At 63.0% G+C, this 17,461-nt stretch carries 18 protein-coding genes; 8 read left to right on the forward strand and 10 right to left on the reverse strand.

The features are described from left to right. The 10 genes from NKJ06_RS29135 to NKJ06_RS29180 form a co-directional block, all read right to left on the reverse strand. Positions 1-149: biotin/lipoyl-containing protein (locus tag NKJ06_RS29135; RefSeq protein ID WP_352811591.1), on the reverse strand; the 149-nt coding region annotated here is incomplete at its 3' end. Positions 150-212: 63 nt separating this feature from the next. Next, positions 213-3,200: a 2-oxoglutarate dehydrogenase E1 component gene (locus NKJ06_RS29140; RefSeq protein ID WP_352630768.1), complete on the reverse strand. Its 2,988-nt coding sequence runs from the start codon at positions 3,198-3,200 to the stop codon at positions 213-215. 128 nt (positions 3,201-3,328) lie between these two features. Further along, positions 3,329-4,231: a succinate--CoA ligase subunit alpha gene (gene sucD, locus NKJ06_RS29145; protein WP_352630767.1), complete on the reverse strand. Its 903-nt coding sequence runs from the start codon at positions 4,229-4,231 to the stop codon at positions 3,329-3,331. Positions 4,232-4,245: 14 nt separating this feature from the next. Further along, entirely contained in the window at positions 4,246-4,437 is a 192-nt protein-coding gene (locus tag NKJ06_RS29150) for a hypothetical protein (RefSeq protein WP_352630766.1), read from the reverse strand. After that, positions 4,427-4,654 (reverse strand): hypothetical protein, encoded by a 228-nt coding sequence (locus tag NKJ06_RS29155; RefSeq protein WP_352630764.1) that lies wholly within the window; start codon positions 4,652-4,654, stop codon positions 4,427-4,429. The genes NKJ06_RS29150 and NKJ06_RS29155 overlap by 11 nt, the downstream gene beginning before the upstream one ends. A gap of 53 nt (positions 4,655-4,707) precedes the next feature. Further along, the gene (locus tag NKJ06_RS29160; protein ID WP_352630762.1) at positions 4,708-5,079 is read right to left on the reverse strand and encodes a cupin domain-containing protein; all 372 of its coding nucleotides are present in this window, start codon (positions 5,077-5,079) and stop codon (positions 4,708-4,710) included. Between the two features lie 4 nt (positions 5,080-5,083). Next, complete coding sequence (gene sucC / locus NKJ06_RS29165) at positions 5,084-6,277, reverse strand: ADP-forming succinate--CoA ligase subunit beta (RefSeq protein WP_352630759.1); 1,194 nt, start codon at positions 6,275-6,277, stop codon at positions 5,084-5,086. 16 nt (positions 6,278-6,293) lie between these two features. After that, the gene (gene mdh / locus NKJ06_RS29170) at positions 6,294-7,262 is read right to left on the reverse strand and encodes a malate dehydrogenase (protein ID WP_352630757.1); all 969 of its coding nucleotides are present in this window, start codon (positions 7,260-7,262) and stop codon (positions 6,294-6,296) included. Between the two features lie 502 nt (positions 7,263-7,764). Continuing rightward, the gene (gene zapE / locus NKJ06_RS29175) at positions 7,765-8,964 is read right to left on the reverse strand and encodes a cell division protein ZapE (RefSeq protein WP_352630756.1); all 1,200 of its coding nucleotides are present in this window, start codon (positions 8,962-8,964) and stop codon (positions 7,765-7,767) included. Between the two features lie 91 nt (positions 8,965-9,055). Further along, positions 9,056-9,595, reverse strand: coding sequence for a protease inhibitor Inh/omp19 family protein (locus tag NKJ06_RS29180; protein WP_352630754.1), 540 nt, complete (start codon positions 9,593-9,595; stop codon positions 9,056-9,058). A 281-nt stretch (positions 9,596-9,876) separates the two neighbouring features. On the opposite strand from NKJ06_RS29180, the gene NKJ06_RS29185 reads away from it, so the two are divergent. The 8 genes from NKJ06_RS29185 (at position 9,877) to NKJ06_RS29220 (ending at position 17,353) form a co-directional block, all read left to right on the forward strand. After that, positions 9,877-10,881 (forward strand): MBL fold metallo-hydrolase, encoded by a 1,005-nt coding sequence (locus NKJ06_RS29185; protein WP_352630752.1) that lies wholly within the window; start codon positions 9,877-9,879, stop codon positions 10,879-10,881. Positions 10,882-11,082: 201 nt separating this feature from the next. Continuing rightward, positions 11,083-11,244 (forward strand): DUF1328 domain-containing protein, encoded by a 162-nt coding sequence (locus tag NKJ06_RS29190; protein ID WP_352630749.1) that lies wholly within the window; start codon positions 11,083-11,085, stop codon positions 11,242-11,244. Positions 11,245-11,316: 72 nt separating this feature from the next. Further along, on the forward strand, positions 11,317-12,201 hold the full coding sequence (gene dapF / locus NKJ06_RS29195) for a diaminopimelate epimerase (protein WP_352630747.1): 885 nt from the start codon (positions 11,317-11,319) through the stop codon (positions 12,199-12,201). Beyond that, entirely contained in the window at positions 12,201-13,514 is a 1,314-nt protein-coding gene (gene mtaB, locus NKJ06_RS29200) for a tRNA (N(6)-L-threonylcarbamoyladenosine(37)-C(2))-methylthiotransferase MtaB (RefSeq protein ID WP_352630745.1), read from the forward strand. Before dapF ends, mtaB begins: the two co-directional genes overlap by 1 nt. A gap of 12 nt (positions 13,515-13,526) precedes the next feature. After that, positions 13,527-15,437 (forward strand): signal recognition particle-docking protein FtsY, encoded by a 1,911-nt coding sequence (gene ftsY / locus NKJ06_RS29205; RefSeq protein WP_352630743.1) that lies wholly within the window; start codon positions 13,527-13,529, stop codon positions 15,435-15,437. 61 nt (positions 15,438-15,498) lie between these two features. Next, positions 15,499-16,155, forward strand: coding sequence for a septation protein A (locus NKJ06_RS29210; protein WP_352630741.1), 657 nt, complete (start codon positions 15,499-15,501; stop codon positions 16,153-16,155). A gap of 10 nt (positions 16,156-16,165) precedes the next feature. Further along, positions 16,166-16,786, forward strand: coding sequence for a pyridoxamine 5'-phosphate oxidase family protein (locus NKJ06_RS29215; RefSeq protein ID WP_352630739.1), 621 nt, complete (start codon positions 16,166-16,168; stop codon positions 16,784-16,786). Positions 16,787-16,822: 36 nt separating this feature from the next. Continuing rightward, entirely contained in the window at positions 16,823-17,353 is a 531-nt protein-coding gene (locus NKJ06_RS29220) for an NADPH-dependent FMN reductase (protein WP_352630737.1), read from the forward strand. Positions 17,354-17,461: the final 108 nt, after the last annotated feature.

Genomic DNA, 17,461 nt, shown 5'->3' on the forward strand with positions numbered 1-17,461 from the left:
GCGGGCACTTCCACCGTCACTTTGTCGGTCTCGAGCTCGACCAGCGGCTCGTCGGCGGCAATCGCATCGCCGCCCGTCTTGAACCATTTGCCGATGGTCGCTTCGGTGACGGATTCGCCGAGAGTGGGAACGCGGATTTCGGTAGCCATTGTGCCTGTCCGTTTCTTGTCGGGTTCTGTTTTGTCAGCCCAATTCTATTGGGGCGCTCTGTTCTATTCACCAAGCGCGTCTTCGAGCAAGGCGGCGAGCTGGGCGAGATGCTTCGACATCAGTCCGGTCGCCGGCGAGGCGGCGGCCGGACGGCCGGTGTAGCGCACCCGCTGATGCTTGGCATCGATATGCGCCAGCACCCATTCCAGATACGGGTCGATGAACGACCAGGCGCCCATGTTCTTGGGCTCCTCCTGGCACCAGACCATCTCGGCATTGCGGAAGCGCGATAGTTCGGTGATCAGCGCCTTGGCCGGGAACGGATAGAGCTGTTCGACGCGCAGCAGATAGATGTCGTTGATGCCGCGCTTCTCGCGCTCCTCATAGAGGTCGTAATAGACCTTGCCCGAGCACAGCACGACGCGGCGGATCTTGGAATCCTTGGTGAGCTTGATCGCCTGGTTGGACAGCAGCTGGGCATCATCCCACAGCAGCCGGTGGAACGAGCTTTCGCCCGAAATTTCCGGCAGCGTCGACACCGCCCGCTTGTGGCGCAGCAGCGACTTCGGCGTCATCAGGATCAGCGGCTTGCGGAAATCGCGCTTCAGCTGCCGGCGCAGGATGTGGAAGTAGTTGGCAGGCGTCGTGCAGTTGGCGACTTGCATATTGTCTTCGGCGCAAAGCTGCAGGAAGCGCTCGAGCCGGGCCGAGGAGTGTTCCGGACCCTGGCCTTCATAGCCATGCGGCAACAGGCAGACGAGGCCCGACATTCTGAGCCACTTGCGTTCGCCCGACGAGATGAACTGGTCGAACACCACCTGGGCACCGTTGGCGAAGTCGCCGAACTGCGCTTCCCACAATGTCAGAGCCTTCGGCTCGGCCAGGCTGTAGCCATATTCGAAGCCGAGCACCGCCTCTTCCGACAGCATCGAGTTGATGACTTCGTAGCCGGCCTGTGCGGCCGACAGATTGTTGAGCGGGATGTAGCGGGTCTCGTCGCGCTGGTCGTAGAGCACGGAATGACGCTGCGAGAAGGTGCCGCGTTCGGAATCCTGTCCCGACAGCCGGATCGGATTGCCGTCGAGCAGGATGGCGCCGAAGGCCAGCGCCTCGGCCGTCGACCAGTCGATGCCTTCGCCGGATTCGATCGCCTGGCGGCGATTCTCGAGGAAGCGGATGATCGTCTTGTGCGCTTCGAAATCCTTCGGCACCTCGGTCAGCTTCTTGCCGATTTCCTTCAGCGTCTTGACCGGCACGGCGGTCTTGCCGCGCCGCTGTTCGTCCTGGTTGTCGGCCGTGCGCAGGCCCGACCAGGCGCCGTCGAGCCAGTCGGCCTTGTTGGGCTTGTAATGCTGGCCGACTTCCCACTCGGATTCCAGATGCGCGCGCCAGTCGGCCTTGAGCTGGTCGAGTTCGGCCTGGGTGATGTGGCCCTCGGCGATCAGCCGGTCGCCATAGATCTGCACCGTCGTCTTGTGGGTGCGGATGTTGCGGTACATGATCGGCTGGGTGAAGGCCGGTTCGTCGCCCTCATTGTGGCCGAAGCGGCGGTAGCAGAACATGTCCACCACAACAGGCTTGTGGAACTTCATGCGGAATTCGATCGCCACCTTGGTGGCGTGCACCACGGCTTCCGGGTCGTCGCCATTGACGTGGAAGATCGGTGCCTCGATCATCTTGGCCACATCGGACGGATAGGGTGACGAGCGCGAGAAGCGCGGATTGGTGGTGAAGCCGATCTGGTTGTTGATGATGAAATGCAGCGTGCCGGCGACGCGGTGGCCGCGCAGGCCGGACAGGCCGAGGATTTCGGCGATCACGCCCTGGCCGGCGAAGGCGGCGTCGCCATGCAGCAAGAGCGGTAGCACCTTGGCGCGCTCTTCCAGCGGCACGATTTCTTCGCGGCTGCGGCCGAACAGATAATCCTGCTTGGCGCGCGCCTTGCCCATCACCACCGGATCGACGATTTCCAGATGCGAGGGATTGGCAGTCAAGGACAGATGCACCTTGTTGCCATCGAACTCGCGGTCCGACGAGGCGCCGAGATGGTACTTGACGTCGCCCGAACCCTCGACTTCGTCGGGCGCAGCCGAGCCGCCCTTGAACTCGTGGAAGATGGCGCGGTGCGGCTTGGCCATCACCTGGGAGAGCACGTTCAGCCGGCCGCGATGCGCCATGCCGAGCACGATTTCCTTCATGCCGAGCTGGCCGCCGCGCTTGATGATCTGCTCCAGCGCCGGGATCAGTGCTTCACTGCCGTCGAGGCCGAAACGCTTGGTGCCCTTGTACTTGACGTCGATGAACTGTTCGAAACCTTCGGATTCGACCAGCTTCTGCAGGATCGCCTTCTTGCCGGTGGCGGTGAAGGAGATCTCCTTGTCGGCGCCCTCGATGCGCGCCTGAATCCAGGCCTTTTCCTCGGGATCGGAAATATGCATGAACTCGACGCCGAGCGTCGAGCAATAGGTGCGGGTGAGGATTTCCAGCATCTGCCGGATGCTGCCGAATTCGAGCCCGAGCACATTGTCGAGGAAGATCGGTCGGTCATAATCGGCTTCGGTGAAACCGTAATTTTCCGGCGACAGTTCGTTGTAGTCCTCGAGCGGCTTGGCGATGCCGAGCGGGTCGAGATTGGCATGCAGATGGCCGCGCATGCGGTAGGCGCGGATCATCATGATGGCGCGCACGGAATCGCGCGTCGCCTGGTGCACATCGGCGTCGGAAAGGACGACACCGTTGGTGACCGCCTTGTCCTTGACCTTCTTTTCGATCGTCTTCTCGACGATACCCCAATTGCCGTCGAGCGCCGACACCAGTTCGCCATTGGCCTGCAGCGGCCAGGAGGGCTTCGCCCATGAGGCGCCCTTGGCATTCTTGCGCACATCGCCGGCATCGTCCTTCAGCCCGGCGAAGAATTCCTGCCATTCGGGATTGACCGAGGCTGGATCGTCCTCATAGGCGGCATAAAGCGCGTCGATATAATCGGCATTGCCGCCATAGAGGAAAGAGGTGAGCGAAAACTGGTCGTTGGCCTGATCTTGTCTTGCCATGTCACTGTCGGAGCCTTTGCTCCGTCTCCTTAGTTGGAGGGGAGTAGGGGAATAAGGCAGTAAGGGAGTAGGGCATTTTTGCCGCCGATCTTTTCCCTACTGCCCTACTCCCTTACTCCCCTATTCCCTTACCCCTTGATCGCCTCGACCAGGGTCGTACCCAGCCTTGCCGGCGAGGGCGATACCTTTATTCCGGCCGATTCCATCGCCGCGATCTTGTCCTCGGCGCCGCCCTTGCCGCCGGAGATGACCGCGCCCGCATGACCCATGGTGCGGCCGGCCGGCGCCGTGCGCCCGGCGATGAAGCCGGCCATCGGCTTCTTGCGGCCACGCTTGGCTTCGTCCTTGAGGAACTGCGCGGCGTCTTCCTCTGCCGAACCGCCGATCTCGCCGATCATGATGATCGACTTGGTCTCGTCGTCGGCGAGGAACATCTCGAGTACGTCGATGAACTCGGTGCCCTTGACGGGGTCGCCGCCAATGCCGACGGCGGTGGTCTGGCCGAGGCCGACATTGGTGGTCTGGAACACTGCCTCATAGGTAAGCGTTCCCGAGCGCGAAACAACGCCGACCGAGCCCTTGCGGAAGATGTTTCCGGGCATGATGCCGATCTTGCATTCGTTGGGCGTGAGCACACCCGGGCAGTTCGGGCCGATCAGCCGCGAGGTCGAGCGGTCGAGCCGGGCTTTGACCCTGATCATGTCCATCACCGGTATGCCTTCGGTGATGCAGATGATCAGCGGGATCTCGGCCTCGATCGCCTCCAGGATCGCCTCAGCCGCACCCGCCGGCGGCACATAGACAACGGAGGCATTGGCGCCGGTCTTTTCCTTGCCCTCGGCGACGGTGGCGAAGATCGGCAGGCTCTCGCCCTTGGAGCCGGTCCAAGTCTCGCCGCCTTTTTTGGGATGGATGCCGCCGATCATTTTGGTGCCGTGATAGGCCAGCGCCTGGTCGGTGTGGAACGTGCCGGTCTTGCCGGTCAGGCCCTGCACCAGCACCTTGGTGTTCTTGTCGACGAGAATGGACATTTTTTGCGACCTGATCAGTGAGTGCGGAAGGGGTTGATGGCGACCACTGAGCCGTAAGCCTGCCCGTGGTTGAGGTCTTCGGTGTAAAGTGTCTTGACGCCAAGGCGCTCGGCGGCGGCAATGATTGCGCCGTCCACGCGCTCGGATTTGTGTCCGATTGCGGTATAGACGAGAACTTTCGTTTCGAGGAAGCCTTCAGCGATCATAGAGAGCTTCCCGGTTCCAATTCTTGCCGTCCACGTCGCCTGCCGCCTCGCGGGCAAGCTTCAACAAGGCCAGCCTGGCCTCGTCCTTGGCGCGCCGCTCGGCCACCGTCGCGAAAAACTCCTGCACCATGGCGTTGACGGTCGTTCGCTGTTCAACAGCGGCCAGTTTGACCTGCTCCAAAACATGGTCTTCGACCGCCAGAGTGATGTTCTTCATTTCTCTTTCTCCTGTGGATGCCACATAGCAATTGTGTGACATCCACAAATTCCCTACAGCCGCTTCAGATCGGCGACTGTGAGGTCGCTCTTGGCGTTGCCGGTGTTGAGCGTGGTCGCCGGCTCGAACATCAGCACGACAGGTTCTTCGCTGAGCGAGCGCGGCCGATGCTCGACGGCGCGCGGCACGACGATGAACTCGCCGCTGGAGAGTTCCACCGTGCCGTCGCGAAAATCGATAGCGATGCGCCCGCGCAGCACGAGGAAGGCTTCGTCCTCATTGTCATGCGCGTGCCAGTCGAAGACATCGCCGAACTTGGCGATCTTGACCTGGGCATCGTTGACGTCGCCGGCGATATGCGGATCGAAGACCTTTTTGATCTTTTGATCCGCCGCCTCGACCAGGTTTATCTTGTGCGGAGGCACCAGATCAGCCCTTCACCGCCGCCACGATCTTCTTGGCTGCGTCGTCGAGGTCATCGGCCGACACTACGTTGAGGCCGCTGTCGTTGATGATCTTTTTGCCGAGTTCGGCATTGGTGCCTTCCAGGCGTACCACCAGCGGCACTTCCAGGCCGACTTCCTTGACCGCGGCAATGACGCCCTCGGCAATGATGTCGCACTTCATGATGCCGCCGAAGATGTTGATCAGGATACCCTTGACCGCCGGATCCTTGGTGATGATCTTAAACGCCGCCGTCACCTTCTCCTTCGACGCGCCGCCGCCGACATCGAGGAAGTTGGCTGGCTCGGCACCATAGAGCTTGATGATGTCCATCGTCGCCATGGCAAGGCCGGCGCCGTTGACCATGCAGCCGATATTGCCGTCGAGCGCGACATAGGCGAGGTCGTATTTCGACGCCTCGATCTCCTTCTCGTCCTCTTCGGTGGTATCGCGCAGTTCGAGAACGTCCGGGTGGCGGAACAGCGCGTTGTTGTCGAACGACACCTTGGCGTCGAGCACGCGCAGCCGGCCGTTCTTCATGACGATCAGCGGGTTGACCTCGAGCAGGCTCATGTCCTTCTCGACGAAGGCCTTGTAGAGGATCGGGAACAGCGTATCGCCATCCTTGGCCGCGTCGCCGTCGAGCTTCAGCGCGCCGTTGAGCGCCTTCAGATCGGCCGATGTGACGCCCTTTTCCGGATCGATGGCGACAGTGATGATCTTTTCCGGCGTGTCGTGGGCGACCGCCTCGATGTCCATGCCGCCTTCGGTCGAGACGACGAAGGCGACGCGGCCGACCGAGCGGTCGACCAGGATCGACAGATAAAGCTCGCGTTCGATGTCGGCGCCGTCCTCGATGTAGAGGCGGTTGACCTGCTTGCCAGCCGGGCCGGTCTGCTTGGTCACCAGCGTGTGCCCGAGCATCTCATTGGCGTTGGCGACGACGTCGGCCACCGACTTGGCCAGCCGCACACCGCCCTTGGCGTCCGGGCCAAGCTCCTTGAATTTGCCCTTGCCGCGGCCGCCGGCATGGATCTGGCTCTTCACCACATAGAGGGGACCCGGCAGTGCCTTGGCTGCGGCTTCCGCCTCGCTCGCCTTGAACACCGGCACGCCTTCGGCCACCGGCGCCCCGAAAGACTTCAGCAGCGCCTTGCCCTGATACTCATGGATGTTCATCTGGATTCTCTCCGGGTTACTTGGCGGCGAGTTGCGGGGCGATCTTGACGCAGGCCTCGGTCAGGCCCTGCACCGTCGCCACCGAACTGTCGAACATCTTCTGCTCGCTCTTGTTGAGCTCGATCTCGATGATGCGCTCGACGCCGCCGGCGCCGATCACAACGGGAACGCCGACATAGGTGTTCTTGACGCCATACTGGCCGGACAGATACGCGGCGCACGGCAGCACACGCTTCTTGTCCTTGAGATAGGCTTCGGCCATCGAGATCGCCGAGGCCGCCGGTGCGTAATAGGCCGAGCCGGTCTTGAGCAGGCCGACGATCTCGGCGCCGCCGTCGCGGGTGCGCTGCACGATCTGATCGAGCTTTTCCTTCGAGGTCCAGCCCATCTTGACGAGGTCGGGCAGCGGAATGCCGGAAACCGTTGAATAGCGGATCATCGGCACCATGGAATCGCCGTGGCCGCCAAGCACGAAGGCGGTGACGTCCTCGACCGAGACCTTGAATTCCTCGGCCAGGAAATAGCGGAAGCGCGCGCTGTCGAGCACGCCGGCCATGCCGACGACATGGCTCTTCGGCAGGCCCGAAAACTTCTGCAGCGCCCAGACCATGGCGTCGAGCGGGTTGGTGATGCAGATGACGAAGGCCTTCGGTGCGTATTTCTTCAGCCCGGCGCCGACCTGTTCCATGACCTTGAGGTTGATGCCCAAAAGATCGTCGCGGCTCATGCCGGGCTTGCGCGGTACGCCGGCGGTGACGATGCAGACATCGGCACCCTCGATGCCGGCATAGTCGTTGACGCCGGTGAGCCGGCTGTCGAAGCCATCGACCGGCGACGACTGCGCGATATCGAGCCCCTTGCCTTGCGGGATACCCTCGGCAATATCGAACAGCACCACGTCGCCGAGGTCCTTGAGGCCGATCATGTGGGCGAGCGTGCCGCCGATCATGCCGGAGCCGATGAGCGCTATCTTGTTGCGTGCCATGTGAGGAGATTTTCCCTTTGTCTGTGACGACGCCCAAATCTCAGACGACTTGGTTGACGAAGTCGAGGAAGAGGCCGGAATGCTGCGGGGACCCGCGAGATTTCGCCGCATCCAATAGCCTTGGCGCGATATAAATTCAAACGATTATTTCGGAGTGAGCATTTTCAATCGGTTAGAGTATTTGGGATTTACGTAAACGTCAAAATTTATAAGCCGACTTAGGAGAATTTACACAATGAGGATGGAGATCGTAAGGCCACACCCGGGTGATGACGCCCTTGTGATGCTGGCACCAAATCTCCCCCCTTGAGGGGGAGATGTCGCCAATGGCGACAGAGGGGGTCGTCGCGCGTGGAGCGCTGGCGCCATCTGTACCGCGCCCGGTCGAACCAACCCCCTCTGGCCTGCCGGCCATCTCCCCCTCGAGGAGGGATCAATCGTCGCGCCGGTTTCGCCAACCGTCAACGATGCAAGAGGGGAACCTACGTCTCTGAGCCTACGCCTACGCCTGCGCCTGCTGCGCTTCTGGCGTCGTCTTCACCTTCCGCCGCTCCGCCCAATCCTCCAGCCAGTCGCGGCTTTGCATCTCGATCAGGCGCGATGCCGTGCGCTCGAATTCGAAGACCTCAACGCCGCGTTTGGCCACATAAAGCTGCGGCGGCGGTGCTTCGGCGCTCACCACCAGCCGCACATGATGGTCGTAGAGCGTGTCGATCAGAAGGATAAAACGCTTAGCCTCGTTGCGTTTGCCTTCGCCGAGCACCGGGACGTGGTCGATGAAGATGGTCGAAAAGCGACCGGCGATCGCCAGGAAATCGCGCGCGCCGAGCGGCTTTTCACAGAGATCGCTGAAGGAGAACCGCGCCGCATCGCCGGCCGCACGCGGCACCGCCACTTGTCGGCCTTTGAGGGTCAACGAGGCCTGGGCCTCCGGCACGCCACGCGTCATGGCTTGCCAGGCTTCGTCGAGTATCTGGTCGGCTGCCGCATCGACCGGCGTGACATAGACCGGCGTGCGGACGAGCTTTTCCAGCCGATAGTCCTTGTCAGCGTCGAGCGAGAGCACCTGTGCATGCCGCTGCAGAATGCCGATGAACGGCAGGAAAAGCTGGCGGTTCAGCCCATCTCTATAAAGATCTTCCGGCGCCACGTTCGAGGTGGCGACCAGCACCACGCCGCTGGCAAACAGCGCCGAAAACAGCCGCGACAGGATCATAGCATCGGCAATGTCGGTAACCGAGAACTCATCGAAGCACAGCACCCAGGCCTGATCGGCAAGCGCCTTGGCCACGGGCGGGATCGGATCGCCTTCCCTGACGTCCCCATTCTTGCGCGCCTGCCGGTGCTTCTGGATACGGTCCTGCACGTCGGCCATGAAGTCGTTGAAATGGACGCGGCGCTTGCGCCGCACCGGCAGCAGGTCGAAGAACATGTCCATCAGCATGGTCTTGCCGCGGCCGACGCCGCCATGGATGTAGAGGCCTTTGACGGCCTCATGCGTCTCGCGCCTGCGGGCAAACAGCCAGCCCAGGGCACTGGACTTTTGTGCCAGCCGCTTGGCCGAAATCTCGTCGGTCAGCCGGTCGAGCGCAGCAGCGATCCGCTCCTGCGCCGGATCGCGGCCGATCGCACCGGTTTCCACCAGATGGTCGTAGCGCTGCCTGACGGTCGCATGGGTCTGGAGGCCGTCACGCAGATGCATCGGTCACGTCGTTCCGAAGCAATTCCAGGAAATGTGTGTAGCGGTTTCCATCCGGAATTGCGTAAAACCAAAAAATAAAAGGATACCAAGCCTATCTTGTAAGCGAAATCGGCTGGCCGTTGGACGTCTGGCCGTCGAATTTCGAGCCGCCCGAGGAATAGAGCCGCGCCAGCGCGCCGCCATTCTCGTCATAAAGCGTCAGTTGCTTGCCGGCGACGTTCCACGACTTGATGCCGTCGATCGGTGCCGGGCAATGCAGCGGCCCGGCGCGGAAGCCGGCGCCGAACTTGGTCTGCGGCGTCGCCACCTTGCAGCTCTGGCCCGAAACGCTGGCGTTCCAGACACCAGCGACGCTGGCGGCGTTGAGGTCCGAGGCTCCGGCGGGCGCCGTACCGTCCGGCGGCAGCGAGGCAACTTGCGTATTCGCCGGCGCGGTCGGGAATTGCGACGGGTCCGTGGTTCCGGGCGACGCCGGCGGCGGCAGCTGGTTCGCGGTCACCTTGCCGGCGGGCGCGGCCTCCAGCGGTGCCGGCTGCTGGTCATCCATCGACGAGAAGCGCGAGGTCGAACAGCCGCTCGCAACGAGCGCGGCCAGCGATACGGCCACCAGACCGGTTTTCGAAAAAGTCATTCCAACCTCCGTCGGATCCGGCTTGGGGGAAGCCGTCCGCACAATCTCACCCCCACCAAGATGGAGAAGGTGGCGAAATTTCAACCCGATATGGTTAAAATACGGTTTGCGGCAAGATTTGTTGCAAATTTATCGCAATCGCGATGAGCAATGGGCGGCCTGTCGCGCGTCGCCCTGAGATCCAGTCGACACCGTCCCGTCCTGGCATTCGGCGGTCAAATGCTTGCGCAAGCAGGCATAGCGCCTATGTCAGGAAGACGAAACCTGCTGGAGCCGCAAAATTGGCCGCGAGAAAGAGAGCCGCCAATCGCTATTACAGCGGCCCGCCCAGCGATCATTTCGACGGCACATTGTTCTTCAATCCCGGCGGCCAGCCGCCCGGCCGTTTCGCCGACCTGCTGAAATGGCAGTTGAATGGCAAGCGCTCGAAATGGCCGGCGGCGAATCCAAGCCCCTTTCCACAGGCAAAGCCGTCCGCGAAGGTCGAAGGCGCCGCGCTTGATGTGACGATGGTCGGCCATTCCACCTTGCTGGTCCAGACGGCCGGCCTGAACATCCTCACCGACCCGGTCTGGTCGCAGCGCGCGTCACCGCTTTCCTTCGCCGGACCAAAACGCATCAATCCGCCAGGCATCGCCTTCGCCGACCTGCCACCGATCGACCTCGTCCTGATCAGCCACAACCATTATGACCATCTCGACCTCGCCACGCTGAAGCGGCTGAAAGCCGGTCACGACCCGCTGGTGCTCACCCCGCTCGGCAACGATGCCGTCATCGGCAATGCTATCCCCGGCATGCGGCTGTCGGCGCATGATTGGGGCGATAGGGTCGAGGTCGGCAACGGCGTCGCGGTCCATGTCGAGCCGGTGCACCACTGGTCGGCGCGTGGCGCCCGCGACCAGCGCATGGCGCTGTGGGCCGGCTTCGTCATCGAAACGCCTGACAGCAAGCTCTATTTCGCCGGGGACACCGGCTTCCATGATGGCATCAACTACCGGCTGATGGCTGAGAAACATGGTGGCTTCCGCTTCGCCATCCTGCCGATCGGCGCCTATGAGCCGCGCTGGTTCATGGCGCCGCAGCACCAAAACCCTGGGGAGGCTGCGCAAGGCATGACACTGTGCAACGCCGCCTATGCCGCCGGCTGCCATTGGGGCACCTTCCAACTCACCGACGAACCGATCGACGAGCCGGCACGAAAATTGACCGAGGCGCTCGAGGATCAAGGCATCCCACAAGAGCGCTTTCGCGCCTTGCGGCCCGGCGAAGTCTGGGCCGTGCCTTGAGCGGCAATGCTGCTCGCTACGGCCAACTCAACGTCGGCGGTTTCGCCCGAAGGAGGTCGAACAAGACGGCATCCTTCATCACCGATATCGAGATCGCCGGCTGTTTCGCCGTGAATCTGGCCTCACAAGCCGACGGGAACCCAAGCGCGGCAGTCGCGTTTTCATACGGTTTTAAAACGTGTCGGTTTGCGAGGCATTCCCATGCTCAAATGGATCATCATTTTGCTGATCATCGCCGCGGCGGCGAGCTTGCTCGGCATGCCGGCGCTGGCCGGTGCTGCTGCCACCGGTGCGCGCATCCTCATCGGCATCGTTCTGATCATCTTCCTGCTGATGGTACTGGGCATTTTCGCGGTGACGTAAAGCGGCTCTGCACTGGTAATTCCTGACCGTTTCCGCCATATAGCGCCAATCGGACACGGAATTTTCGGAGCAATGGCCAGCACTGCCCCTTTCGCCAAGATGAACGGCATTGGCAACGAGATCATCGTTGCCGACATGCGTAGCCGTGCCGATCGGGTGACAGCGGCTGCGGCAATCGCGCTGAACGCCGATGCCGCGACAAGGTTTGACCAGATCATGGCGATCCACGACGCCAGGACGCCGGGTACCGCCTTTTTCATCGACATATTGAATTCCGACGGAACCAGTGCGCAGGCCTGCGGCAATGGCATGCGCTGCGTCGTCCAGGCGCTCGCCGCCGAGACCGGCCAGAAGACCTTCACCTTCGAGACCGTCGCCGGCATCCTCAATGCGCGCGAACATGCCGACGGGTCGATCTCGGTCGACATGGGCACGCCGCGTTTCGGCTGGCAGGACATTCCGCTGGCCGAGGAATTCCACGACACCCGCATGATCGAGCTGCAGATCGGCCCGATCGACGCGCCGGTGCTGCATTCGCCCTCGGTCGTCTCGATGGGCAACCCGCACGCCATCTTCTGGGTCGACCGCGACGTCTGGTCCTATGAGCTCGACCGCTTCGGCCCGCTGCTCGAGAACCACCCAATGTTCCCCGAACGCGCCAACATCACCATCGCTCAGGTCACCTCGCCCGAGACCATGGTCATCCGCACCTGGGAGCGTGGCGCAGGCCTGACCAAGGCCTGCGGCTCGGCCTCCTGCGCCGCCGTGGTCGCAGCCGCCCGCACCAACCGGACCGGTCGCAGCGTCAGCCTGCTGACCCCCGGCGGCGGCACGCTGCACGTCGAATGGCGCGACGATGACCACGTCATCCTCACCGGCGCCGCCGAATGGGAATTTTCCGGCAGCTTCGATCCGTCGACCGGAACGTGGGCCCGCGACACCGAAAGCGCGGCCTGATGTCCGCTCTGTCCAAGAGCCCGGTGTCCAAGGGCATCGATGTGGTGACTTTTGGCTGCCGGCTGAACACCTATGAGTCCGAGGTGATGCGACGCGAGGCTGAAACCGCCGGCCTCGGCGCGCTGGAAGGCGGCGCCGTGATCTTCAACACCTGCGCTGTCACCGGCGAAGCGGTGCGCCAGGCCAAACAGGCGATCCGCAAGACGCGCCGCGACAACCCGCAAGCCCGTATCATCGTCACCGGCTGCGCCGCGCAGACCGAGCCTGAAAAATTCGCGACCATGGACGAGGTCGATCTCGTGCTTGGCAATGAGGAGAAGCTGAAGGCGAACTCCTATCGCGCGCTGCCGGATTTCGGCGTCAACGACACCGAAAAGGCGCGCGTCAACGACATCTTTTCGGTGCGCGAAACCGCGGGCCACATGGTCGACGCCATCGAGGGCCGGGCACGCGCCTTCGTGCAGGTGCAGAACGGCTGCGACCACCGCTGCACCTTCTGTATCATCCCTTACGGCCGCGGCAATTCACGCTCGGTGCCGATGGGCGCCGTGGTCGAGCAGGTCAAGCGGCTCGCCGGAAACGGCTATGCCGAGATCGTGCTGACCGGTGTCGACATGACCAGTTTTGGCGCCGACCTGCCGGGCGCCCCGAAGCTCGGCAGGCTGGTAAAAACCATCCTCAAGCAAGTGCCCGACATGAAGCGCCTGCGGCTGTCCTCGATCGATTCGATCGAAGCCGACGAAGATCTGCTCGACGCCATCGCCACCGAGCCCAGGCTGATGCCGCATCTGCATCTGTCGCTGCAGTCGGGTGACGACATGATCCTGAAGCGCATGAAGCGCCGCCATCTGCGCGATCAGTCGATCCGCTTCTGCGAGGATGTGCGCAGGCTTCGCCCCGGCATCGTCTTCGGCGCCGACATCATCGCTGGCTTCCCGACCGAAACCGACGAGATGTTCGAGAACTCGGAAAAAATCGTCGAGGAGTGTGGTCTGACCCATCTCCACGTCTTCCCGTTCAGTCCCCGCGAAGGCACGCCTGCCGCGCGCATGCCGCAGCTCCGCCGCGAATTGGTCAAGCAGCGCGCCGCCCGGCTGCGCATCGCCGGTGAAGCCGCGTATATCAGGCATCTGTCGTCGCTCACTGGAACCCGTCAGTCGATCCTGATCGAGCGCGACGGCCTCGGCCGCACCGAAGGGTTTACGCTTGCCGCACTCGGCACGGGCGCGCCGGGCGAGATCGTCGAGGCTGACATCACCGGCCATGACGGCGCCCGGCTGATCGCGACCCCCCTTGCCGCTCGCGCGGCCTGAGAAACGCAAAGCATGGCTGGTTTTTTCAAGAAGATATTTTCGTTCGGCAAGAAAGAGGTGGTCGAGGAGCGGATCGACGAGACCGCCCCGCTGCCGCCGATCAAATGGGAAGCGCTCGATACCCTGAAGCCGGCGGCCGAGCAGGTCGTTCCGGAGTTTCTGAAGCGCGACGAGCTGGAGCCCGAGGCGGAAACCGCACCGACGCCGACAGTCGAGCCGGAGGTGGTTCCTGCGCCGGAACCGGCGCCGGAACAGCCAAAGCCCGAGCCGGCACCGACGATTCCGCCAGCACCGGAGCCGATAGTTCCGCCCGCGCCGGAACCCCTGCCGGAGCCCGAGCCGGAAGAGCAACCCGCGCCTGAGACGCCTGCTGAGCCGCCGGCGCCCGAGGAAATACCAACGCCTCCCGCCGTTCCGGAGCCCGCTCCCAAACCGCAGCCGCAAGAGGTGCCGCCACCCGCGCCGACCGAGCCGGAGATCGTTCCGTCGCGCCCGGAAAGGCAACCGGAACCGGCCCCGGTCGAAGTGCCGGTCCCGCCGGTCGAGGTTCCACCAGCAAAGCCGGAGCCCGAGATTCCATCGGCGGAAATCCCAGCCCCTATTCGCCAGCCTCCGGCGGTCGAAACCCAGCCGATCCTCGCCGAGATTGCACCAGAGCTTGAGGCCGCGCCGACGCCCCACCCTCACCTCGATGGGGAGGGTCGACGCGAGGCGGCGGGGTGGGATGACAGCGCCGAGGTCGCGCACCGCCGAACTGCGCTCGGGACCTCCCCCATCGAGGGGGAGGTAGAGGGCACGCCGCCCGAAGCCCCACCGGCCGAAATCGCGCCTCCCATTCGCCAGCCTGCGCCGATCGAATCGCAGCCGGTCATAGCCGAGATCGCGCCCGAACCGCAGGCCGTCCCGCAACCTGCGCCAAAACCCGTTCCCGCCCCCGGCAAGGTGACCGTCAGCAAGAAGGTCGAGCAGAAGGCCGAGCCGCAGAAAGCGCCGGAACCGGCACCGAGGCGTTCATGGTTCCAGCGCATGAAGGACGGGCTTGCCCGTTCGTCCAAGGAACTGACCGGCAACATTGCCGGCGTCTTCACCAAGCGCAAGCTGGACGAAGAGACGCTGCAGGATCTGGAGGATGTGCTGATCCGTGCCGATCTCGGCATGGAGACCGCCTTGCGCGTCACCGATGCACTGGCCGCCAGCCGCTACGGCAAGGATGTCTCCGACACCGAAGTGCGCGCCATCATGGCGGCTGAAGTGGAAAAGGTGCTGACCCATGTCGCCATGCCGCTGGAGCTGGACCTGTCCCACAAGCCGCATGTCATCCTGGTCGTTGGCGTCAACGGCACCGGCAAGACCACGACCATCGGCAAGCTCGCAGCCAAGCTCACCGATGGCGGCCTGTCGGTGATGCTCGCCGCCGGCGACACGTTCCGCGCCGCCGCGATTGAGCAGCTCAAGATCTGGGGCGAGCGGACGAAATCGCCGGTCATCGCCTCCAAGATCGGCGCCGATGCCGCAGGGTTGGCCTACGACGCTTTCGAACGAGCAAAAGAAGCCGGCTCCGACGTGCTGATCATCGATACCGCCGGCCGCCTGCAAAACAAGACCGAACTGATGGCGGAACTCGAAAAGATCGTCCGCGTGCTCGGCAAGCTCGATCCGGAAGCACCGCATACCGTTTTGCAGACGGTCGACGCCACCACCGGCCAGAACGCGCTCAACCAGGTCGAGATCTTCCGCAATGTCGCCGGCGTCAACGGCCTAGTGATGACCAAGCTGGACGGCACGGCACGCGGCGGTATTCTGGTGGCGATCGCGGCAAAGCACAAACTGCCGGTCTATTTCATCGGCGTCGGCGAGCAGGTCGACGATCTCGAACCTTTTTCAGCAAGCGAATTCGCCAGGGCGATCGCTGGAGTAGCGTAGCAAGCATGTCCCAAAAAGTTGCAGACTTTTTGGATCAGATCATGCGTAAGAAAGAGATTCCATGAACCCACCCATTCTCGAACGCGACCCCTCCGACCCGCAAAAACAAAAGAAGGAAGGCGTCAATCCGCTGCTCAAGCTGGTGCTGGAACTGGGGCCGTTGATGGTGTTCTTCTTCGCCAATGCGCGCGGCCAATGGCTGGTGCAGAAATTCCCTGCTCTGGCCGAGTTCGGCGGGCCGATCTTCGTCGCCACGGGCCTGTTCATGGCCGCCACGGCCATCGCACTGATCGCCTCATGGCTGCTGATGCGCACCTTGCCGATCATGCCGATGGTGTCTGGCGTCGTCGTCTTCATCTTCGGCGCGCTGACGCTCTATCTGCAGGACGACATCTTCATCAAGATGAAGCCGACCATCGTGAACACGCTGTTCGGCGGCGTGCTGCTCGGCGGCCTTTATTTCGGCAAGTCGCTGCTTGGCTATGTCTTCGATTCGGCCTTCAGCCTCGATGCCGAAGGCTGGCGCAAGCTGACCTTCCGCTGGGGCCTGTTCTTCCTGTTCCTGGCCCTTGCCAATGAAGTGGTGTGGCGGAATTTTTCCACCGACGCCTGGGTAACCTTCAAGGTCTGGGGCATCATGCCGATCACGCTTCTGTTCACCTTCAGCCAGATGCCGCTGATCCTGCGCCATTCGCTCGAGGACAAGACCAGCAAATAGGGAGAGGGCGATGGAATTCGTCACCACGCGCGACGAACTGAGAACGATCTACAAGACGCCGCGGCCGACCGACGGCTCGATCCGCAAGGAATTGAAGGCGCTCGACGGCCATTGCCGCTCCTTCATCGGCAAGAGCCCATTCGTGCTGATCGGTTCGTCCGACGGCGCCGGCAATGCCGACGTGACGCCCAAGGGCGACAAGCCTGGCTTCGCCGCCGTGCTCGACGACACCACCATCGCCATCCCCGACCGGCCCGGCAACAACCGGCTCGACACGCTGGAGAACATCCTCCTCAATCCTTCGGTCGGGCTGCTTTTCCTCATTCCCGGCATGAACGAGACACTGCGCGTCAACGGCGACGCCCGCATCACCGTCGACGGGGGCCTTCGCGAGCGCCTTGCCATCGACGGGAAGGAACCGCAAAGTGTCGTCGTGGTCAGCGTCAAGGCCGCCTACATGCACTGCGCAAAAGCCTTCATGCGCTCGGATTTGTGGAAGCCGGAAACCTGGTACGACCGCGCGACGCTGCCGACGCTCGGCCAGATCATGCGCGATCAGCTGGCAGTTGCCGATTCGGCCGAGGCGACCGACCGCTGGCTCGACGAGGAATACAAGAAGACGATGTGGTAGGTTTTCGGACGACGATTCGTCCACCCGGTTCCTGCCTTGCTGAACATCCTCGCCATCTCCGGCAGCCTGCGGGCGGCCTCGACCAATTCGGCCCTGATCGCGGCACTTGCGCGCAATGCGCCGACCGGCTGTCGCATCGCCATCTATGACGGGCTTGGCCATCTGCCGATCTTCAATCCCGACGATGAGGGCGAGCGGACGCCGCTCGAAGCCACCGAACTGATCGACGCCGTCACCCGTGCCGACGGCGTTATCATCTCCTGTCCCGAATATGCTCACGGCGTACCCGGCGGGCTGAAGAACGGGCTCGACTGGCTGGTATCGCGCGACGCCGCCGTCGCCAAGCCCGCCATGCTGGTGCACGCCTCGCCACGCTCGCAGTTTGCCCGCGCCGCCCTGGCCGAGATCATGCGCACCATGTCGTTCGCGCTTTGCGACGATATGCTGGAGATTGCCCTGCTCGGCAAGAAGCCGGCGGAGGTGGAGGCTGTCTTGGCCGAGCCGGAAAACCGGCTGGCGATGCATGATGCCGTCGCGGCCTTCGCGGAGTTCATCCGCGCGCGTTGACGCTGAGCGGCGGCGGCCTATCAGAGCGAACGCGAAATGGGGCGCCGGCGATCCTTCGCGCCCCCCTCTGTCCTGCCGGACATCTCCCCCACGAGGGGGGAGATCGGC

It is taken from the genome of Mesorhizobium sp. M0293, from assembly GCF_040321735.1.
Classification (GTDB): Bacteria; Pseudomonadota; Alphaproteobacteria; order Rhizobiales; family Rhizobiaceae; genus Mesorhizobium.